The sequence below is a fragment of the Bacteroides bouchesdurhonensis genome, assembly GCF_900155865.1.
In the GTDB taxonomy this organism is placed as follows: Bacteria; Bacteroidota; Bacteroidia; order Bacteroidales; family Bacteroidaceae; genus Bacteroides; species Bacteroides bouchesdurhonensis.
Genome location: NZ_LT707006.1, coordinates 4,891,548 through 4,909,659 on the forward strand (window position 1 = coordinate 4,891,548; position 18,112 = coordinate 4,909,659).

Genomic DNA, 18,112 nt, shown 5'->3' on the forward strand with positions numbered 1-18,112 from the left:
TTCTATCTCCTAATGCCTTCAATAGCTATAATGCAGGTTACAGTCAAAAAGGTGCACGAAACCACCCGTAATAACAACAGCAGTATGCTGGAAAACGAGAAGAACTCAATGGTGAGTAATGTCAGACTATGTATAAAGACACTTGCAGTCGTATATTTCAAAAAGGGAGCTATCCCCATTGTCTTAAAAGAAGGAATGATACTATCCAGAGTATCACGTGGTGTAAAAAGGCGCAACAACGAAGGTCGAAGAAAAGCTAGAAAAACAGTTGCTGCTGCATTCATTCCAGGAGTATCAGCAAAAATATCAATAGTAAGCCCGAAAAAGAAAGCCCACAACATCAGTTCATTCCTGGAAGTACCGGAACTAAACTTCAGAATAAAGTAAATATAGAGAAAGGGAGTAGCATATCCGGCAATATGGACATTATTCAGGATTAATACTTGAAGCAATACCAATCCGATAAACCATCCTATTCTATGTATAAAAGTAATTATCATTGTTTAGCAGCCTTGTTTTCAAGTTCCTGTTGTTCCAGTTGTCCCTTCCTTTCGATAACCCGTACATCACTTAATTTACCGAAATCTGTAGCCAATTTAATTTTCAACAAATAAGATAAGCCATCATTAGAGTCGGACATATCATCTACCGTTCCTACCATGATACCTTCAGGAAAGACAGTCGAAAAACCACTTGTCACTACAGTATCCCCCAAATTAAATTCAGCATGGCGAGGCAGATCCTTCAGATAAGCATATTGCGAATCTCCATGTTCCCATTTCAAATAACCAAAATAATCGCTGCCAACAATCTTACAACTGATATTGGATTTACTGTTTAATATCGAAATTACAACCGAGTAAGACGGAGAAGTCTCATATACGATTCCTACAATTCCATTTCCATCCACTACGCCCATCTCTGAACGAATACCAGCCAAAGAACCTTTATCAAGAGTAATATAATTATCTGCCAGATTCAGACTATTCTTGATAACATGCGCCTTAAACAGTTGATAATCTGTTTGAGGTATTTCTTTGATACTATTGATAGTGATAGAATCGAGTTGCCGTTCTTTCAATGCCTTCTCCAAATTGTTAATTTGTTGTTCGAGCAACATATTCCGGTCTAACAAATCTTCATTAACTGATTTTAGGTGAAAATAAGAGGAAATTCCTCCGGAAACTTCATAAACAGCCCCCACAACCACATTGGCAGAGGTAAAGAAAGCACTCTGCTGATAATGATTGAACCGAAATAACAAAACAAAACTGGCTACCTCTAAAACAATGAAGAGGAACCAGTAATTGTATTTCAAAAGGAAGTTGATTAAATTCCGCATCTCCTGCCTATCTCATTAAGAATGAGAAACGGTCTACATTCTTTAATGCCACACCTGTACCTTTAGCTACTGCGTGCAAAGGATCTTCTGCAATATGGAAAGGTATATTTATCTTATCCGTCAGACGTTTGTCCAGACCACGAAGCAACGCACCACCACCAGCAAGATAAATACCATTGTGTACGATATCAGCGTACAATTCGGGCGGTGTATTTTCTAATGCGCTCAAGATAGCTGTCTCAATCTTGGAAATTGATTTTTCCAAACAGTGAGCTACTTCCTGATAGCATACAGGAACTTCCATCGGAAGTGCAGTAATACGGTTCGGACCATGAACGATATAATCTTCCGGAGAATCCTCACCCAGCTCAGTCAAAGCAGCACCTACATTGATCTTGATACGCTCGGCCATACGTTCGCTGACTTTCACATTATGCTGACGGCTCATGTATTCCTGAATATCAGCAGTCAAATCATCACCAGCAATACGGATAGAGTTATTGGAAACGATACCTCCCAGAGAGATAACAGCAATTTCCGTAGAACCACCACCTATATCAACAATCATGTTTCCTTCCGGAGCTTCCACATCAATACCAATACCAATTGCTGCTGCCATTGGTTCGAATATCAGATAAACATCACGTCCACCAGCATGTTCGGCAGAGTCGCGTACAGCACGAAGTTCAACTTCCGTACTTCCCGACGGCACACCGATCACCATACGTAAAGAAGGTGAAAACAAATGATTACGAGTATTTACTTGTTTAATCAGACCGCGCATCATTTGCTCGCAAGCATAGAAGTCGGCAATCACTCCATCTCTCAATGGACGAATAGTACGAATGTTTTCGTGGGTCTTTTCATGCATCAACTTTGCCTTTTCTCCCACGGCAATCATCTTATCCGTACGACGATCCAAGGCTACAACCGAAGGCTCATCCACCACAATCTTACCGTTTGTGATGATGATGGTGTTGGCTGTTCCCAAGTCCATCGCTATTTCTTGTGTAAAAGAGAATAATCCCATACTTTTTAAATGAGGAATTAAGAATGAAGAATTAAGAATGAGAATACTACCGGACGGCAATTCTTCATTATTAGTTCTTCATTCTTCATTAATAATTAGTGTTTAAAATGACGGATACCAGTAGTCACCATTGCCATTCCATGTTCATTGCAATAAGCGAAAGACAGGTCGTCTTTTACAGAGCCACCCGGTTGGATAACTGCTGTAATACCTTCTTTATCCGCAATTTCCACACAGTCAGGGAACGGGAAGAAGGCATCGGAAGCCATCACTGCACCATTCAGGTCGAAACCGAATGATTTAGCTTTTTCGATTGCTTGTTTCAAAGCGTCTACACGTGATGTCTGACCAACACCACTTGCCAACAATTGCTTGTTTTTTGCCAATACAATGGCGTTTGACTTACTATTCTTCACAATCTTATTGGCAAACAGCATATCTTCTACTTCTTCCGGAGTAGGTGCTTTATCTGTTACAGTCTTCAGATCGGCTACCGTTTCAATATTTGTATCTTTATCCTGAACCAGCACCCCGTTCAACAAAGCGCGGAACTGTTTTTTCGGCAATTTAGCTTCTTTACGAACCAAGATAATACGGTTCTTTTTTTGTCCCAGAATTTCAAGCGCATCCACATCATAATCCGGTGCAATGATTACTTCAAAGAAAATCTTGTTAATTTCTTCTGCAGCGGCTTTATCTATCACGCCATTCGTAATCAGAACCCCTCCGAAAGCAGAAACCGGATCACCGGCCAATGCATCTTCCCAAGCTTCTAAAACAGTCGGACGAGAAGCTAGCCCACAAGCATTATTATGCTTCAGAATAGCGAAAGTAAGATCATCGAACTCATCAATCAGATCAACGGCAGCATTGATGTCAAGCAGATTATTATATGAAATTTCTTTTCCATGAATCTGGTCGAACATAGCTTCCAGATTTCCATAGAAATAACCTTTCTGATGTGGGTTTTCACCGTAACGAAGTTGCTTTTGATTGTTCACTGAGCAACGGAAAGCAGAACCTTCACCTGCATCAAAATAGTTAAAAATAGCTGAATCGTAGTGAGAAGAAACAGCAAAAGCCTCTTTTGCCATCCAACGGCGTTCTTCAAGTGTTGAAGTAGCACCATGTTCCATCAGCATATCCAGCAACGGTTTATATTGAGCTTGAGATGCTACGATTATTACATCGTTGTAATTCTTAGCTGCGGCACGAATCAAAGAGATTCCGCCTATATCGATTTTTTCAATAATATCTGCTTCAGATGCACCGGAAGCTACTGTAGCTTCGAACGGGTATAAATCAACAATTACCAAATCTATTTCAGGAATTTCATATTTTTCGATCTGTTGTATATCTTGCTCCAAACCACGACGGCAAAGAATACCTCCGAAAATCTTCGGATGCAATGTCTTTACGCGACCACCCAAAATAGAAGGATATGTGGTCAAATCTTCCACTGCTTTGCAAGGATATCCCAATGATTCAATAAACTGGCGAGTTCCACCTGTAGACAGAAACTCTACTCCCTCTTCATGAAGTTTGGTAATAATTTCATCCAAACCTTCTTTGTGGTATACAGATACCAATGCGGTTTTTATTCTTTTAGACTCTGACATTGAATTGCTTATTAAGTATTTGACGCGCAAAGTTACGAAATATTGTTTATCGTACGTAATAAATAAGGTGGGAATTAATAAAAAAAAGCGTTAGCTCTTCCCAAGAAAATGCCAACGCTTCTTTACGTTTACTATCTAATTAATAAAATATTACCAAATAGTCACCCGTTTATCTTTCGGTACAAACATTGAATCCTGTTCTGTGATATTGAATGCTTCATACCATTTACCAATATGAGGCAGTGCTCCGTCTACACGCCATTTACCCAATGAGTGAGGATCAAGTTTCGTTAAGCGAAGGATTTCCTCAGGACGGATATTTCCCGCCCATACATTAGCATAAGCCAGGAAGAAACGTTGTTCAGGAGTAAATCCATCCACAACTTCCAGCGGAGTTTGTTTCATAGCCTTCTTGAAGGCTTGGAAAGAGACTTGCAGACCTCCATGATCAGCAATATTCTCACCCAAAGTCAAACGACCGTTTGCATGTACACCCGGAGCGACTTCAATACTATCAAAGAAGTTTACCATTACTTGCGCACGTTCATCGAACTTTTTAGCATCTTCTTCCGTCCACCAGTCTTTCAGATTTCCTTCTTTGTCATATTGACGTCCCTGATCGTCAAAGCCATGGGTCATTTCATGACCTATGACTACTCCGATAGCTCCATAATTGGCAGCATCGTCAGCATTCATATCAAAGAAAGGAGGTTGCAGGATAGCTGCCGGAAAACAGATTTCATTAGTGGTTGAATTATAATAAGCATTAACAGTTTGAGGAGTCATCAACCATTCATCCTTATCTACCGGCTTTCCGGCTTTAGCAATCATTTCGTTGAAATCCCACAGGTTGGCACGTTCGATGTTCGTCCAATAAGAATCATCTTTTATCTCCAGCGCAGAGTAATCCTTCCATTTGTCTGGATAACCGATCTTTACATGGAAAGCAGCCAATTTATCCAATGCTTTCTCTTTGGTTGGTTCGCTCATCCATTCCAATTCCTTGATGCGTTCACCCAAAGAGGTCTGTAAGTTCTTAACTAGTGTCACCATACGCTCTTTGGCAGCAGCAGGAAAATATTTCTCCACGTACATTTGTCCGACAACCTCACCTAGAGAACCATCTACCGTACTTACCGCACGCTTCCAACGAGGCTGCATTTCTTGTTTGCCAGACATTGTTTTACCATAGAATTCAAAGTTCTGAACTACAAAATCATCACTCAAATAACCGGCGGCAGCGTCTATCAGATTCCATTTCAGATATAATTTCTGATCTTCAAGAGGTACGGTATCGATAATAGCGGTTACTTCTTTCATTGCATCAGGCTGACAAACATTTACTTCTTTAAGATCTTTCAGTCCGGAAGTTGTAAAATAAACATCCCAATTAAAAGTCGGAAAATCCTTTTTTAACTTTTCGATTTCCATCTTATTATAGTTGGCATGGGGATCACGCAACTCAACCTGAGAGCGGGAAGCCTGTGCAAGGCGTGTTTCAATATTCATAACAGCAGTCACAGCTTTCTTTGCAGTAGCCTCATCATAACCTGCTAATTGGAACATTTTGGCAACATGTTCCTGATATTTATCACGAATCTTTTGGGTCTGTTCGTCATTTTCCAGATAATAGTCACGTTGTCCCATTCCTAAACCTCCCTGATAAGTCTGAACAATATTCATGGAACTATTCATTTCGTCCGCACCCACATAAAGCATGAAATAAGGACGGATACCTTTCTTCTGGATTTCAGCAAGATATACATATATCTTCTTTACCATTAAGACCATCGATTTCAATCAACTCTTCTTTGATAGGAGCAAAACCATCCTGATTCAGTTTTACGCTATCCATTGCAATGTTATAAAGGTCACCCACTTTCTGAGCTGCACTACCCGGGACATTATCTTTCTTTGCAGCAAGCTCAGCAATCAATCCTTTCAACTGTTCCCGATTATTCTCGTTCAGCATATCAAAAGAGCCAAAACGTGAATACTCGTCAGTTAATGGATGAGCTTGTATCCAGCCTCCACAGGCATATTGATAAAAACTAGTACCCGGCAAAGCCGTAGTATCCAGATTTGCAAGGTCGATGCCAGATGCAAGCACCGCTCCTTTCTTACTATTGCATCCAGTTGTCATAAGGCATACTGCAAGAATTGGTAAATACTTGGTTATTTTCATTGTGAATAATTTATTTATATTCGATTCTCATTTATTGTTTATCAGCTTATCGTCACATTAGCCTTTTGCTTCTTCCAATTCCATCGAGACACGTTCCCATTCTTCGACAATATCATCCAATTGCCGTTTCATTTTTTGATGTCGTTCATAGAGCTGCATATCTGAAGAACCTTCAGGAGTAGCCATTTTTTCTTCCAGGATGGCAATCGCAGCTTCCGACTCTTCAATAGAAGATTCACATTCAGCGACTTGACGTTCAAGCTTTTTAATTCTCTTATTAAGTTCCTTTTGAGCTTCATAGGATAGTTTGTTCTCAGAAGGCTGAGTTGTTTCCAATTCCGTTTCTTTGGACGATGTCGTTGGAGAAGAAGAAAGAGATGCCCCTTTTTGAAGTTCATTCAGGCTATCAATCTTTTTCTTCTGAAGAAATTCGTAGATACCTCCCAAATGTTCACGTACTATACCACCACCAAATTCATAAACCTTAGTCGCAAGCCCATCCAAGAAATCACGATCGTGGCTGACAACAATCACTGTTCCGTCAAAGTCGCGAATGGCCTCTTTCAATACGTCTTTCGAACGCATATCAAGATGATTGGTCGGCTCATCCAGAATCAGTAGATTCACAGGTTCGAGCAACAATTTAATCATAGCCAAACGAGTACGTTCACCTCCGGAAAGCACTTTCACCTTTTTATCGGAAGCTTCGCCTCCAAACATGAATGCCCCTAAGATATCACGTATTTTTAGACGGATGTCGCCTGTGGCAACATTATCAATCGTATCAAAGACAGTCAGATTTTCATCCAACATTTGTGCTTGATTTTGTGCAAAGTAGCCGATTTGTACATTATGACCAATTGTCAGCTTTCCATCAAAATCAATTTCATTCATAATACACTTCACCAACGTAGATTTACCTTCACCATTCTTACCGACAAACGCTATTTTCTCTCCACGATTGATTCGAAAATTTACATTTTGGAAAACGACATGCTCTCCATAAGCTTTTCGGACATCTTCACATATTATAGGATAACTTCCACTACGGCTAGCAGGGGGAAATTTCAAACGCAATGAAGAGTTATCTTCTTCATCAACCTCAATACGATCTATCTTCTCCAACTGTTTGATACGGCTCTGCACTTGCACCGCTTTTGTTGCTTTATATCGAAAACGTTCAATAAAGGCTTCCGTATCTTCGATCTGCTTTTGTTGGTTTTCATAAGCACGAAGTTGCTGCTCGCGACGTTCCTTTCTCAACACAACAAACTCATCATATTTCACTTTGTAGTCATAAATCTGCCCACAGGTGATTTCAATGGTACGAGTAGTTACATTATTCAGAAAAGCACGGTCATGGCTGACCAATACAACAGCATTGGCACGAGTTGCAAGAAAATTCTCCAGCCATTGGATACTTTCGATATCAAGATGGTTAGTAGGCTCGTCAAGCAGAAGTACATCGGGGCGGCGTAAAAGTAGTTTTGCCAATTCTATACGCATTCTCCATCCGCCGGAAAACTCAGCAGTCGGACGTTGGAAGTCTTCCCTACTGAATCCTAGCCCAAGCAGCGTCCGTTCTATCTCTGCCTGATAATTTGTGCCTCCCATCATCAGGAAACGGTCGTTTTCATGAGTGAAACGTTCTATTAACTGGTGGTAATCCTCTGAGTCATAATCAGTCCGCTCGGCTAATTCCTGATTCATTTGTTCCAGTCGCGCCTGAAGTTTAAATATATCCTCAAAAGCTTGTTCTGCTTCTCCTATTACCGTACGGTTATCAGAGAGAATCATAACTTGTGGCAAATACCCTATTGTTACTTCTTTGGGAACAGCTACCGTCCCATGTGTCGGCATTTGCAGACCTGCTAAAATTTTCAGCATAGTCGATTTACCTGCACCATTCTTACCGACTAACGCAATACGATCTTTTTTATTAATAACATAGCTAACGTCTTCGAATAACGGCGTTGCATTAAATTCTACTGATAATCCTTCTACTGAAATCACTTCTGTCTCTGATTAATAAGATTTTGGACTGCAAAGATAACGCATCCCTGTGGAAAAAGCACCTAATAGATGAAAAAGAAAGTTGTTGGTAAATAAAAAAAGAGTTTATTCATCGTCATATAACCTCTCTTTTACATTAACCTGTAACTTATAAAATCATTTTTAGTATCTAAAAGTTGTTTGAATCATAAAAAACAACTATGTTTACAACTGAATATTACAGACTTGATATCAGTTGCAAAAGGATGAAAGTACTGCAATAACAACTTTTCCAACAGCATTCTATACTTCATTTGTATAATTTCATCTCCTTTCGACAAAAAACTAATTAAATGTTAGTAAATTGTCTAATAAAACAATGTATATGTTTGTATCTATCAAATTTTCTTTGTTTCTTTGCATTAAAAGAAGTGTTTGTTATATGCAAATGCGCTAACTAATCATATAACCTCATTAAACAATTGTAAGTATGGAAGGCTGGGAAAGAGTAAAATACATTATGGAAACCGAAGGACACAACAAGAATTCCTTCAGTACCGCTATCGGCATGAGTAGCAATGTGACTATCACTCGTTTAGTCAATGAAAAAAGAAGTCCTTCAAGGGCTACTTGCCAAAAAATAATCGACAAGTTTCCGCAATATAGTTATGACTGGTTATTAACCGGATCAGGAGATATGTATGCAAAGAAAGAGCCAGAGAACGCTAACTCTACTATTTCAACCGAAGAAGGAAATAAAAATCCCAATCTCTATGTTTCCCCCAATGCCCATCGCTTGGATACAACAGGATTCATGAACGTGCCGTTGGTACACGTCCGCGCCCAATGTGGATATTTAAACGGATACAACGATGAGGGGTATATGGAAAGCCTCCCTAATTTGCCAGTCATTGTAGACCGGACTTATCATGGAAAGTATATGCTTTTTGAAGCAGAAGGAGATAGCATGGATAACGGTACCAAAGAATCCATCTGCGATGGAGATATTGTATTAGCGAGAGAAATCCAACGGGATTTATGGAGATACAGACTTCATATCAACGACTGGTATTTCATCATCGTCCACCGGACGGAAGGTATTGCAATCAAACAGATTATAGACCATGATGTGGAGCATGGTATTATCACTTGTCATTCACTCAATGATATGTTCAGAGATTACAAAATCTATCTTGACGAAGTAGAGGAGCTATACAACCTGATCAAAATCGTGGACAGAAGCGCACGATTATAACCCTTAAAAGCGATCCCTTGTCACACCCCGTCAGCTGACAATAGCCAGCACGGGGCAGGCAGGTGTTGTTCTTTAGATATCAACTATTTCCAAACACTTTTCTTCTCAATTAGAGTACTCTGGATTAGTATTAATATACAAAATACAAGTTAGGGAGACAAAGAAATAAAAATAGCGTAGAAATGCTTAGTATTCGCACTATCTACGCTATATATCTAAATTAGCAAGAATCCCATAACCTTACCGGTTGAATTCTCAGCTAGTAATAAACTGTTAAAACAATTTAGCAGGATATTCTCCAGCATCCACCAATGCCTGAATCTTATCAACTACGCTCTGGCGGTCTTCCGGATAAGTTACACCAAACCATTTGCTAGTAGTATCCAGTACTTCTACGGTTGCAGTTCCATCATTAATCAACTTATCCACCATCAATGGAATGAAGAATTCACTCTTCAAGTTCTCCATATTTTTCGGATCACTCAGGAAAGCCTTGAAAAATTCTTCACTATATGGGAAATAATCAGGAGTAAATCCCCAGAAATTCATACTTACCGGAGTCGTATCAGGAGTAGCAACCCACTCACCATTATCATCGATATACTTCACTTCACCGTCGATACGTTGAATCTTAGTACGTTCTACTACGGAAGTCAGCAAGTTGTTAGAATCTGTACCGCAAATTCCACGAGATACAGTACCACTTTCACTCAATGTGTTTCCCACACGGAAACCTACCATCGAATAAACATTCTTTGAACCTTCCGGAAGGGCTGAAAGAAACTTACCCATTACCTGGAAAGAATCGCGTCCGTAGAAGTCATCACAGTTAATCACAGCAAACGGCTCTTTAATCACATCGGCACCCATCATTACAGCATGATTTGTACCCCAAGGTTTTGTGCGATCTGCCGGACAAGTAAAGCCTTCAGGAAGATCATTAATAGACTGGAACACCAGTTCACATGGGATATGACCTTCGTATTTGGAAATAATTTTATCACGGAAGTCTTTTTCAAAATCTTTGCGGATCACAAATACAAGTTTGCCAAATCCGGCGTTGATGGCGTCATAAATAGAATAATCCATAATAGTCTCGCCATTAGGACCTAGTCCGTCCAATTGCTTCAAGCCACCATAACGGCTACCCATACCGGCTGCCAATAAGAATAAAGTTGGTTTCATAATTTGTGTAATATTAAAAGGTTAGTGATGTCATCGGCATCAATTTCTGCTGCAAATGTACAAAAAATGTTCTTTCTTTTGTCTTGAAACAAAAGAAAGAACCAAAGAAAAATTCAAGACTTACTTTTTTCTCCTACTCACTCCCTTCACTACGCTAAAGGGCAGAAACTCGCTACGCTCAAACAGTCTGCCCTTTTTAACGCTTCGTTACGGTCCCTAGCTTAACGGAGAAAAAAGTAGGTCGGAGACCATGCGGCATATAAGGCTATGCAGATAAAAAAAGAGGAAGGGGGAGAAGAGTATGCGAAAGAGGGAAAAGATATACAAAATGGAAAAGAATATAAATGACATATTATGCAGAATGTAAAAAACATGCCAAAAGCATCTATAAAGCGAACATGCCGAAAGGTTCTCCGGCCTCGTTTTTCCGGCGTCAAGCGCAGGTATTTCATCGGGCGTTTAAGAAGGGCAGACTGTTTGAGCGTAGCGAGTTTCTGCCCTTTAGCCCGAGGGAATACCGGAGTAGCCGGAAAAACGCAGCCTTGAATTTTCTTTGGTTCTTTCTTTGTTTCAAGACAAAGAAAGAACATTAAAATGGGTAACCGATGGCAAAATGTATTCCCAAGTTTTTCATGAAAGCTCCTGTGACATTGTAATAACCCTTTCTATCAGTTTCATAAGGAAGATGCAAAGGGATACCGAAATCGAGACGGAACACAAGAATATCCATATCATAACGAATACCGACTCCCGTACCTAATGCAATTTGTTTGGGGAAGGTTTTCAGGCGAAGTTGAGAATCTGCACGATCTTCGTCTTTACGAAGCAACCATACATTTCCCGCATCCAGAAAAGTAGCTCCCCAAAGACTCCTAAAGATACGAAAACGATATTCGATATTGGCTTCGAAACGGAATGTACCTGTTTGATCCAAATAGGAGTATTGGCTTTCTGCCGGATGATAGCCACCCGGTCCGATACTACGTACCGTAAACGCACGAATACTATTGGCACCTCCCACATAAAATTGCTCGCTATATGGAGCTACCAAGGAATTGCCATAGGTAAAGATGGCGCCCAAAGCCAGACGGCTGGCTATTTTATTATTTTTATCCATATTCCAAAGATGGCGTATCTCGGAGTTCAGCTTCACAAACTGTGCAAAAGGGGCACCCAACAGACTCTTACCATGTTCATCAAAAGGCTTGCCCAAGGCACGATAAATTACAGAAGTCAGGTTTCCGGCAGAAGTAACGGTAGACTGCCACCAAATAGGATTCTTCACCCAACGCAACGAAGAATTGTCATAGGTATACGTATACTCCATTGCAGGGATAAACTGATTCTGCAAACTAACATACAATGCAGGATTAGCAGTAGCAATCTGACGAAATTCATCAGATTGATGTTGCAGGACATTAAACGTTAATTTGAAAGGAGTAATACTATGTCGACTAGTTCGTGAGGGTTGGAAGTCATATGTAGCATTTCCTCCAAACGATAACAGTTTATAATATTTAGCACGATTCAACTGATCAATATACAAGCGAAAGGTAGTGGTTGCCGGAAAGTCAAATTCACGTTTGCCCAAGTGTGGGAAAAGTACTCTTGGGAAAGTTAATGACGTAGAGACTCCCATTTCCCAACTATTCATCAAAGAATTTTTCTCGCCTCCTCCGGTCTGCCATTCATAAGAACCTTTAAGTTTTACGTTCCAGCTTTCTCCACCTCCAAACACATTGTTACGAGTAACACCAAAAGAAGCACCAGGTCCTGTCTGATCATTGCTCTTAGTTACTACATTCAATTCAAGTTCTGCATCCAAAGGTTTGGCAAAGGTAGCTTGCATCGTTACATCCAATGTATCACAAACAGCTATTGTATCCCGAGGTGCATACTGCAAATCAAAATAACTAAATATACCTAACTGGCTTATTTTCTGCTGAATCTGCTCCTGACGATACTGACTGTAAAGACGGGTGCTATTAGCAGTCCGCATTCGTTCATTCCGTACAAATGCCTGATAATTCAACCAACGATAAAGCATATTAGGACGTACATGCAATTTATCATAAAAATGGATATTCAAATTCTCGTACTGTAAACTATCATTAGGTTCCTCCCCATTCTTTCCGAACAGATACACCGAACCATTTCCCACATAATATGGTCGTTGAGCAGCAGCCGGTAATCCGGGAATTGGAATCAATCGAAGACTCACATTTCCTCCTGGGACAAGGGTGGTATCCGCCTGATATGTCATATAATCGGGACGGAAATAAAAATAGCCCCGGTTACGCAACAAACTACTGATACGGGTACGCTCATTATCCAAGTCTACTACATTAAATTGCTCACCCGGTGTCAGATAGGATGCACGTCGCCCCTTCTCCATGATCTGCATGGTCTGAGGAGTGAAACGCTGATAATAAACCGTATCTATAAAATAAGGATTCTTCATGTCCACTGTATACAAGATATCAGCTTTCAAACTGTCCTTCTTATCTACTATTATCTTATAAGATACTGTCCCATTGAAATACCCATAATCATGAAGCAAATTAGTAGCTGCCTTCATGCGCACTTCAGGATTGACCGCAGAGATAAATACGGGAGGATTAGCTGCAAAACGGTTAAACATCCATCGACCGAATCCCTTTTTATACTTCACAAAATCGTTGTACATCCATACTTTAAAAGGAAATGGGAAAAACCCCAATATTTTGGTACTAGGAGCTTTATCAAGAGCAGCCGATACCTCGGTAATAGCCGCGTCACCTACAGGTGTTTTCGATTCGTTCAACACAACAGTCTTTTGCCCTGTATACAGTACTTCACCTTCCGGGAGATTTTTCGTCAATGAACAAGCCGTCAGAATACAAATGCCGATCAAGCTACAAATCCATATTGTAATATAGTTATGTTTCATTCTTACTTCTTTTTCTTAAAGATAAACAATTCACCCAGTTTGTCTAATTTCTTACGCAAAATTAAACCGACTCCGGTTTCAGTTATTTCTCCTTCCAATACACTTTCGTAATTCTTATCATAGAACAAACGGACATAACGGGTTCCCGTACGGTCAAGACGATACTCAAGAGAAATATTGTCGATAAAGGATTCTGCATCATTGGTTGCATTCTCACCCGTAGACACTTTACCGCCAATAACAATTTGGAAACGATTATTGAAGAAACGTTGAGAATAACGGAAGCTGTAATCCGTCCGCTTTCCTCCTGTATCCGTAGCATTATTATCTTCAATACCTACAGACACACTTGCATTTTTCAAATTACCCATCAATGCATTAATCTGACTACTAAGTACCGAGTTTAAGGCAGATCCCATGTTCAAACTCCCCAGTCCTCCTCCACCGCCACCAATTGGCCCGGTGCCGAGATATGTCTTGGCAACCATAATGTAGAGTGCCTGTTTTCCCCGTTCTTCTGCCCCCATAGCGGTCAGTTCATTTTGTATCGTTGCATCTTCAGGAGCAGATACGTCGAAAGCAAAGGAAAGGTTATCCAACCGGTTCTTGACAATAATAGATACGTCGAAGTTCACCATTCGCGTTCCACCATTTTCACCCTCAGAAACAGAAGCTCGGATCCGATCGGTTGCTTTAAAATTCAACAGTGGATCCATTGGATTTCCTGTCCATTCTACATAACTACCATTTTCAATCGCAAATTCTTTAGCAGCAATCACAGGTAAAGCATATTTCATCAAACCACCAGTCAGTGTATATCGTCCGGTCAGCGTCATATCGCCTTGTGGCGTATATTTCAAAGAAAGGTCACCTCCACCTTCAAGTTCGATACGGTCATCACTACTTGCATCCAAATCGACTTTCAAACGGACAGACGGATCGATGTATACCATCATGATCATATCCAAACCTCCTAAAGATACGGTTGGTACCTCCTGTTGAACCACCTTAGTGGTATCATTAAATGAAGTAAAGGTCACTAAACTTCCCAAGCGGTCCTGTACTGTCAATGGAGAATCTGTCAGTACATACGATACATCAGTACTACCCAATAAGTTTATATTTCCACGCATATTCAAACCATCCAATGGACCTTTCACCGTTGCTTTGATATCTGCTAATACCTTTCCATAAACCAGACTTTCGCGAGTCCGCTTTGCATTTAACAGCATATAATTTTGTGCCAACATATCCAAATTTGCCATTGGACGGCTCATATCACGAAAATCCACATAACCGTTAATGGTAAAGGGATTCTTTCCGGTAGTATAAATAGCAAACTTATCAAACACCAAACGATTATTCTTCAACTCTACAGGACGATTGTCAAACAAGAAATTAGCACCATATTGGCGGGAAAGAACAGTCACACTGTCCAATATTAGCTCTCCATTTATCAAAGGTTGTTGTGTACTTCCCGTTATATGCAAGTCTCCATCCATATCTCCTGTCAGCATTGCCATCTGATTCGGAATAAAGACGTTTGCAACACGTAAAGGAAAATGCTCTAATGTAGTGTTTATCTCAAGGCTATCTTTACCGGTGGAGGTAGGTATTAATTTCCCATCTGCCACCATTACTTCTATTTCTTCATGATTCAGATAAGCGTTTATATATTGTTTACCCTTTTCACCCGGTAACCAAGTCGCACCCAAGGTTATATCACCGATCCGTTGCCGCTCATAAGTAAGTTCATCAATATCGACCTCGGCAGATAGCTGTAGATCCTTCTCCGTTTGTATATAATGGGCCTCGGCGGTGAACAGTCCGGTGATTTCCGGGAAATATGGTAATACACTACTAATCTCTTCCAAACGTATCTTTCGAGCCTCGATATCGAGATTCTGTAAGGAGACGGTATCCCCCTGTACAGAATGAACTCGAAACCCCATTCCTTCATTATCCAGCATATCTACATTAGCATACACACGCATGTTTTTATGTAAATAAATCCAATTATGGTTTTCATTAAAATGGAACTTACGGAATGCTATAATGGGTTCTTTGGGAATTAATGTAAAAGCAATACCATCTCCTTTACCATTTCCACCGACTAAAGGACGGGCATTCACTCCTAATAAAACACCAGTTTCTCCCCGCACATTTTTATACTCAACCATTAATTCAGCATCTTTATCATGTATCTCTCCGATCAATGAAGAAGAGAAAGAAAATTGCGGATTTTTCGGTCCGTTAATAACGCCTCCATGAAACTTCATCATGGTGGTGTCTTGCGCTACGGTAAAAAAGATAGTATCCAATTGTAAAGTATCCACTTTCAAAGCATGAACAGCAGCTTTACCGTTGATTCCCCAATCAGGTGCCGAACCGAATTTCAAAGAAGCGTCATGATATGAAATATTTCGTGTTGCCAGGAAATATGCCAACGGGTTTTCCTTCCCGGCAGAAAAAGAAAATATAGCTGATGGCAAAGCTTCGCGCAGCTCTGCATGATTCAACGACTTCTCATCAATCTGTTTCATTAGTATATTGACAAAATGGGTAGACTGACGAATCAAAGGATAAACTCCGGCACGTGCACTTAAATTAAGTTTCATATCACCTGCTATCAGATGAGTATATACCCGATCTTTACGCGCTTCCGCAGTAAAGTTAAATGCAAGAGGACGTTTCAATGGCTTCAGGGCAATTCCTAACTCATGCAAATCCAATTGAGTAACGTCCATTGTTACTTTTCCGTCGGGATAGTTATGTGCCAAATGATATTCCGCATCAGCCGTCATCTTCAACAAAGCGTTGTCACTTACCAGATGGGCAGTAGCTAAAGCACTTTTAATGTCCCCTGTCAAATGAATGCCGGAAATATGATATTGGGCATACTGAAAATGATCAACAGTAAGATCTAAATTTGCTCGTGAACGATAAGACATGACGTCTACCCCCCGTCCACTTGCTTTTGCGGAAAGTGAAAGTTCGTACAAAGAATCCTTTGGCAAGAAATGATGTAATTGTAGATCAGTTACTTTCAGATCTGCTGTATATACTTCGCTTGATGTATTCAAAGCCGCATTCGCATCGATCGTACCTCCTTTATTCTTCAACTTTAATTTGGCCTTGTATTGTGGTCCTTTTATTTCTACTTTAGTCGATAAATTCATACTATCGGGAATCACTAACGTACCGTTGGGAGCAGTACCCGTCAAAGCAGTCAGAAAGTTCAGATTACCTGTCTTCATTTCCAAACCTATTGTTCCTGAACGAGTCAGACTATCCGCCAAATTTTCCATGAATCCTCCACCTTTAGCAGAAAAAGCTCCTGGTAGATCAACCGTAAAACCGGAAATTTGCATTTGCTTCAAATTTCCTTCCGTACCTGCACGAATAACAAGAGGACGGAAAGGATAAGCTTTTTTAAAGCTATCCGGCAATCCTCCTGCAAACAACAACACATCTTCTTTACCGATAAAAGCATTGAAACGGGCAGTTAATCGTCCGGTAGTTGGAATATTGATAAGTTCCCAATAAGTTTGTGCCGTCAAATTCATTTCAGAATGAGGTGTCTTTAAAATCAGATTGGGAACACGAATAATAGAATCATTAGAAAATAAATGCCCGGTTAGTGAAGTAATACTCAAACCTGAGCGTTCATTCATCGTAACTTCACGAATGATCGCATTCATATCTCGCCCCTGATAAAGTAAAGAATCCAATCCAATCTGAATATCTCGGACCGCAATATGAGAAGCATCGAAACCTTTCGCCGGCTCAGCATTTCCTGTATCATAACTGGCGGAAGCACCCGATAGGAGAAATTGTTTCAAACCATAAGACTGATTCTTCAAGTCTGCACGACCTTCATTGATCGTGGCTTCTCCAATATGAGCAGCCATCTTCATCGAGTCAGTAGGAAGTTCCATACTGAACGATATATTATTTAATTTCAATTGGTGAAGGTCTATTTTCCAATTTATCGGTGATGTGGCAGTAGTATCTTTAGGCGTCGTTGTAGTATCATTCATTAACAATTGTACATGGGTATCAGAAAGTTCTGCCCGATTGACAACAGCTACTTGATTAGGCAGATCAACCCCATGGCTTTCCAATAGAAATTGTCCTAGAACACCTTGAATTTTCATACCCTCTATTAAATTAGCAGAATTAACGACTACATTCTTCAAGGTAATATCGTCCACTTCTACTTTTCCTTTAAAAAGAGGTATTGCCTGTACATGTACATTCAGGCTTTCCAATGACAATAAGGTATCCGGTTGCTGAATAACTTCTACCCCGCGCACTAATAAATTAAGTGGAAAACGTAAATCAATCCGCTGAATTTGAATATCCATGCCAGTTGCTTTTGAAGCATATGCTGTAACCTCCCGACGTAAAAGATTCTGTACGGGAGGAATATAGAGCAATACCATCAGTATCGCAAAGAGTAATACCGGGGTAAGCAGTATCCAGCTCACCCACCTTATCCATTTTCGTTTCATACAGGATGTGTCAGTGTATAAAGATGATACAAAGTAAACAATTAAATTTGAAAAAAGGTTT

9 protein-coding genes and 1 pseudogene are annotated in these 18,112 nt (G+C 40.2%); 1 reads left to right on the forward strand and 9 read right to left on the reverse strand.

Annotated features, from left to right (window positions below):
• Positions 1-2 precede the first annotated feature (2 nt).
• The 6 genes and pseudogenes from mreD to CZ225_RS21140 form a co-directional block, all read right to left on the reverse strand.
• Positions 3-500, reverse strand: coding sequence for a rod shape-determining protein MreD (mreD, locus tag CZ225_RS21115; RefSeq protein ID WP_077155382.1), 498 nt, complete (start codon positions 498-500; stop codon positions 3-5).
• Complete coding sequence (gene mreC / locus CZ225_RS21120) at positions 497-1,342, reverse strand: rod shape-determining protein MreC (RefSeq protein WP_077155383.1); 846 nt, start codon at positions 1,340-1,342, stop codon at positions 497-499. Before mreC ends, mreD begins: the two co-directional genes overlap by 4 nt.
• Before the next feature lie 7 nt (positions 1,343-1,349).
• Complete coding sequence (locus tag CZ225_RS21125) at positions 1,350-2,372, reverse strand: rod shape-determining protein (RefSeq protein WP_025075355.1); 1,023 nt, start codon at positions 2,370-2,372, stop codon at positions 1,350-1,352.
• A 95-nt stretch (positions 2,373-2,467) separates the two neighbouring features.
• Positions 2,468-3,991, reverse strand: coding sequence for a bifunctional phosphoribosylaminoimidazolecarboxamide formyltransferase/IMP cyclohydrolase (purH, locus tag CZ225_RS21130; protein WP_077155384.1), 1,524 nt, complete (start codon positions 3,989-3,991; stop codon positions 2,468-2,470).
• A gap of 150 nt (positions 3,992-4,141) precedes the next feature.
• Positions 4,142-6,176: pseudogene (locus tag CZ225_RS21135) on the reverse strand (M13 family metallopeptidase).
• Positions 6,177-6,233: 57 nt separating this feature from the next.
• Complete coding sequence (locus CZ225_RS21140; protein WP_077155385.1) at positions 6,234-8,189, reverse strand: ABC-F family ATP-binding cassette domain-containing protein; 1,956 nt, start codon at positions 8,187-8,189, stop codon at positions 6,234-6,236.
• Between the two features lie 469 nt (positions 8,190-8,658).
• Between CZ225_RS21140 and CZ225_RS21145 the strand changes: the two genes are divergently transcribed.
• Complete coding sequence (locus CZ225_RS21145; protein ID WP_077155386.1) at positions 8,659-9,423, forward strand: LexA family transcriptional regulator; 765 nt, start codon at positions 8,659-8,661, stop codon at positions 9,421-9,423.
• A 273-nt stretch (positions 9,424-9,696) separates the two neighbouring features.
• Here the strand turns inward: CZ225_RS21145 and CZ225_RS21150 are convergent, their stop codons facing one another.
• The 3 genes from CZ225_RS21150 to CZ225_RS21160 form a co-directional block, all read right to left on the reverse strand.
• On the reverse strand, positions 9,697-10,608 hold the full coding sequence (locus CZ225_RS21150; protein ID WP_077155387.1) for a nucleotidyltransferase family protein: 912 nt from the start codon (positions 10,606-10,608) through the stop codon (positions 9,697-9,699).
• Positions 10,609-11,197: 589 nt separating this feature from the next.
• Positions 11,198-13,537, reverse strand: coding sequence for a translocation and assembly module lipoprotein TamL (gene tamL / locus CZ225_RS21155; protein WP_077155388.1), 2,340 nt, complete (start codon positions 13,535-13,537; stop codon positions 11,198-11,200).
• Between the two features lie 2 nt (positions 13,538-13,539).
• Entirely contained in the window at positions 13,540-18,051 is a 4,512-nt protein-coding gene (locus CZ225_RS21160; protein ID WP_077155389.1) for a translocation/assembly module TamB domain-containing protein, read from the reverse strand.
• Positions 18,052-18,112 lie beyond the last annotated feature (61 nt).

Excerpts from the sequence above, each read along its gene's own strand:
- mreD (WP_077155382.1), bottom strand. The coding sequence starts at position 500 with ATGATAATTACTTTTATACATAGAATAGGATGGTTTATCGGATTGGTA.
- mreC (WP_077155383.1), bottom strand. The coding sequence starts at position 1,342 with ATGCGGAATTTAATCAACTTCCTTTTGAAATACAATTACTGGTTCCTC.
- CZ225_RS21125 (WP_025075355.1), bottom strand. The coding sequence starts at position 2,372 with ATGGGATTATTCTCTTTTACACAAGAAATAGCGATGGACTTGGGAACA.
- purH (WP_077155384.1), bottom strand. The coding sequence starts at position 3,991 with ATGTCAGAGTCTAAAAGAATAAAAACCGCATTGGTATCTGTATACCAC.
- CZ225_RS21145 (WP_077155386.1), top strand. The coding sequence starts at position 8,659 with ATGGAAGGCTGGGAAAGAGTAAAATACATTATGGAAACCGAAGGACAC.
- CZ225_RS21150 (WP_077155387.1), bottom strand. The coding sequence starts at position 10,608 with ATGAAACCAACTTTATTCTTATTGGCAGCCGGTATGGGTAGCCGTTAT.
- tamL (WP_077155388.1), bottom strand. The coding sequence starts at position 13,537 with ATGAAACATAACTATATTACAATATGGATTTGTAGCTTGATCGGCATT.
- CZ225_RS21160 (WP_077155389.1), bottom strand. The coding sequence starts at position 18,051 with ATGAAACGAAAATGGATAAGGTGGGTGAGCTGGATACTGCTTACCCCG.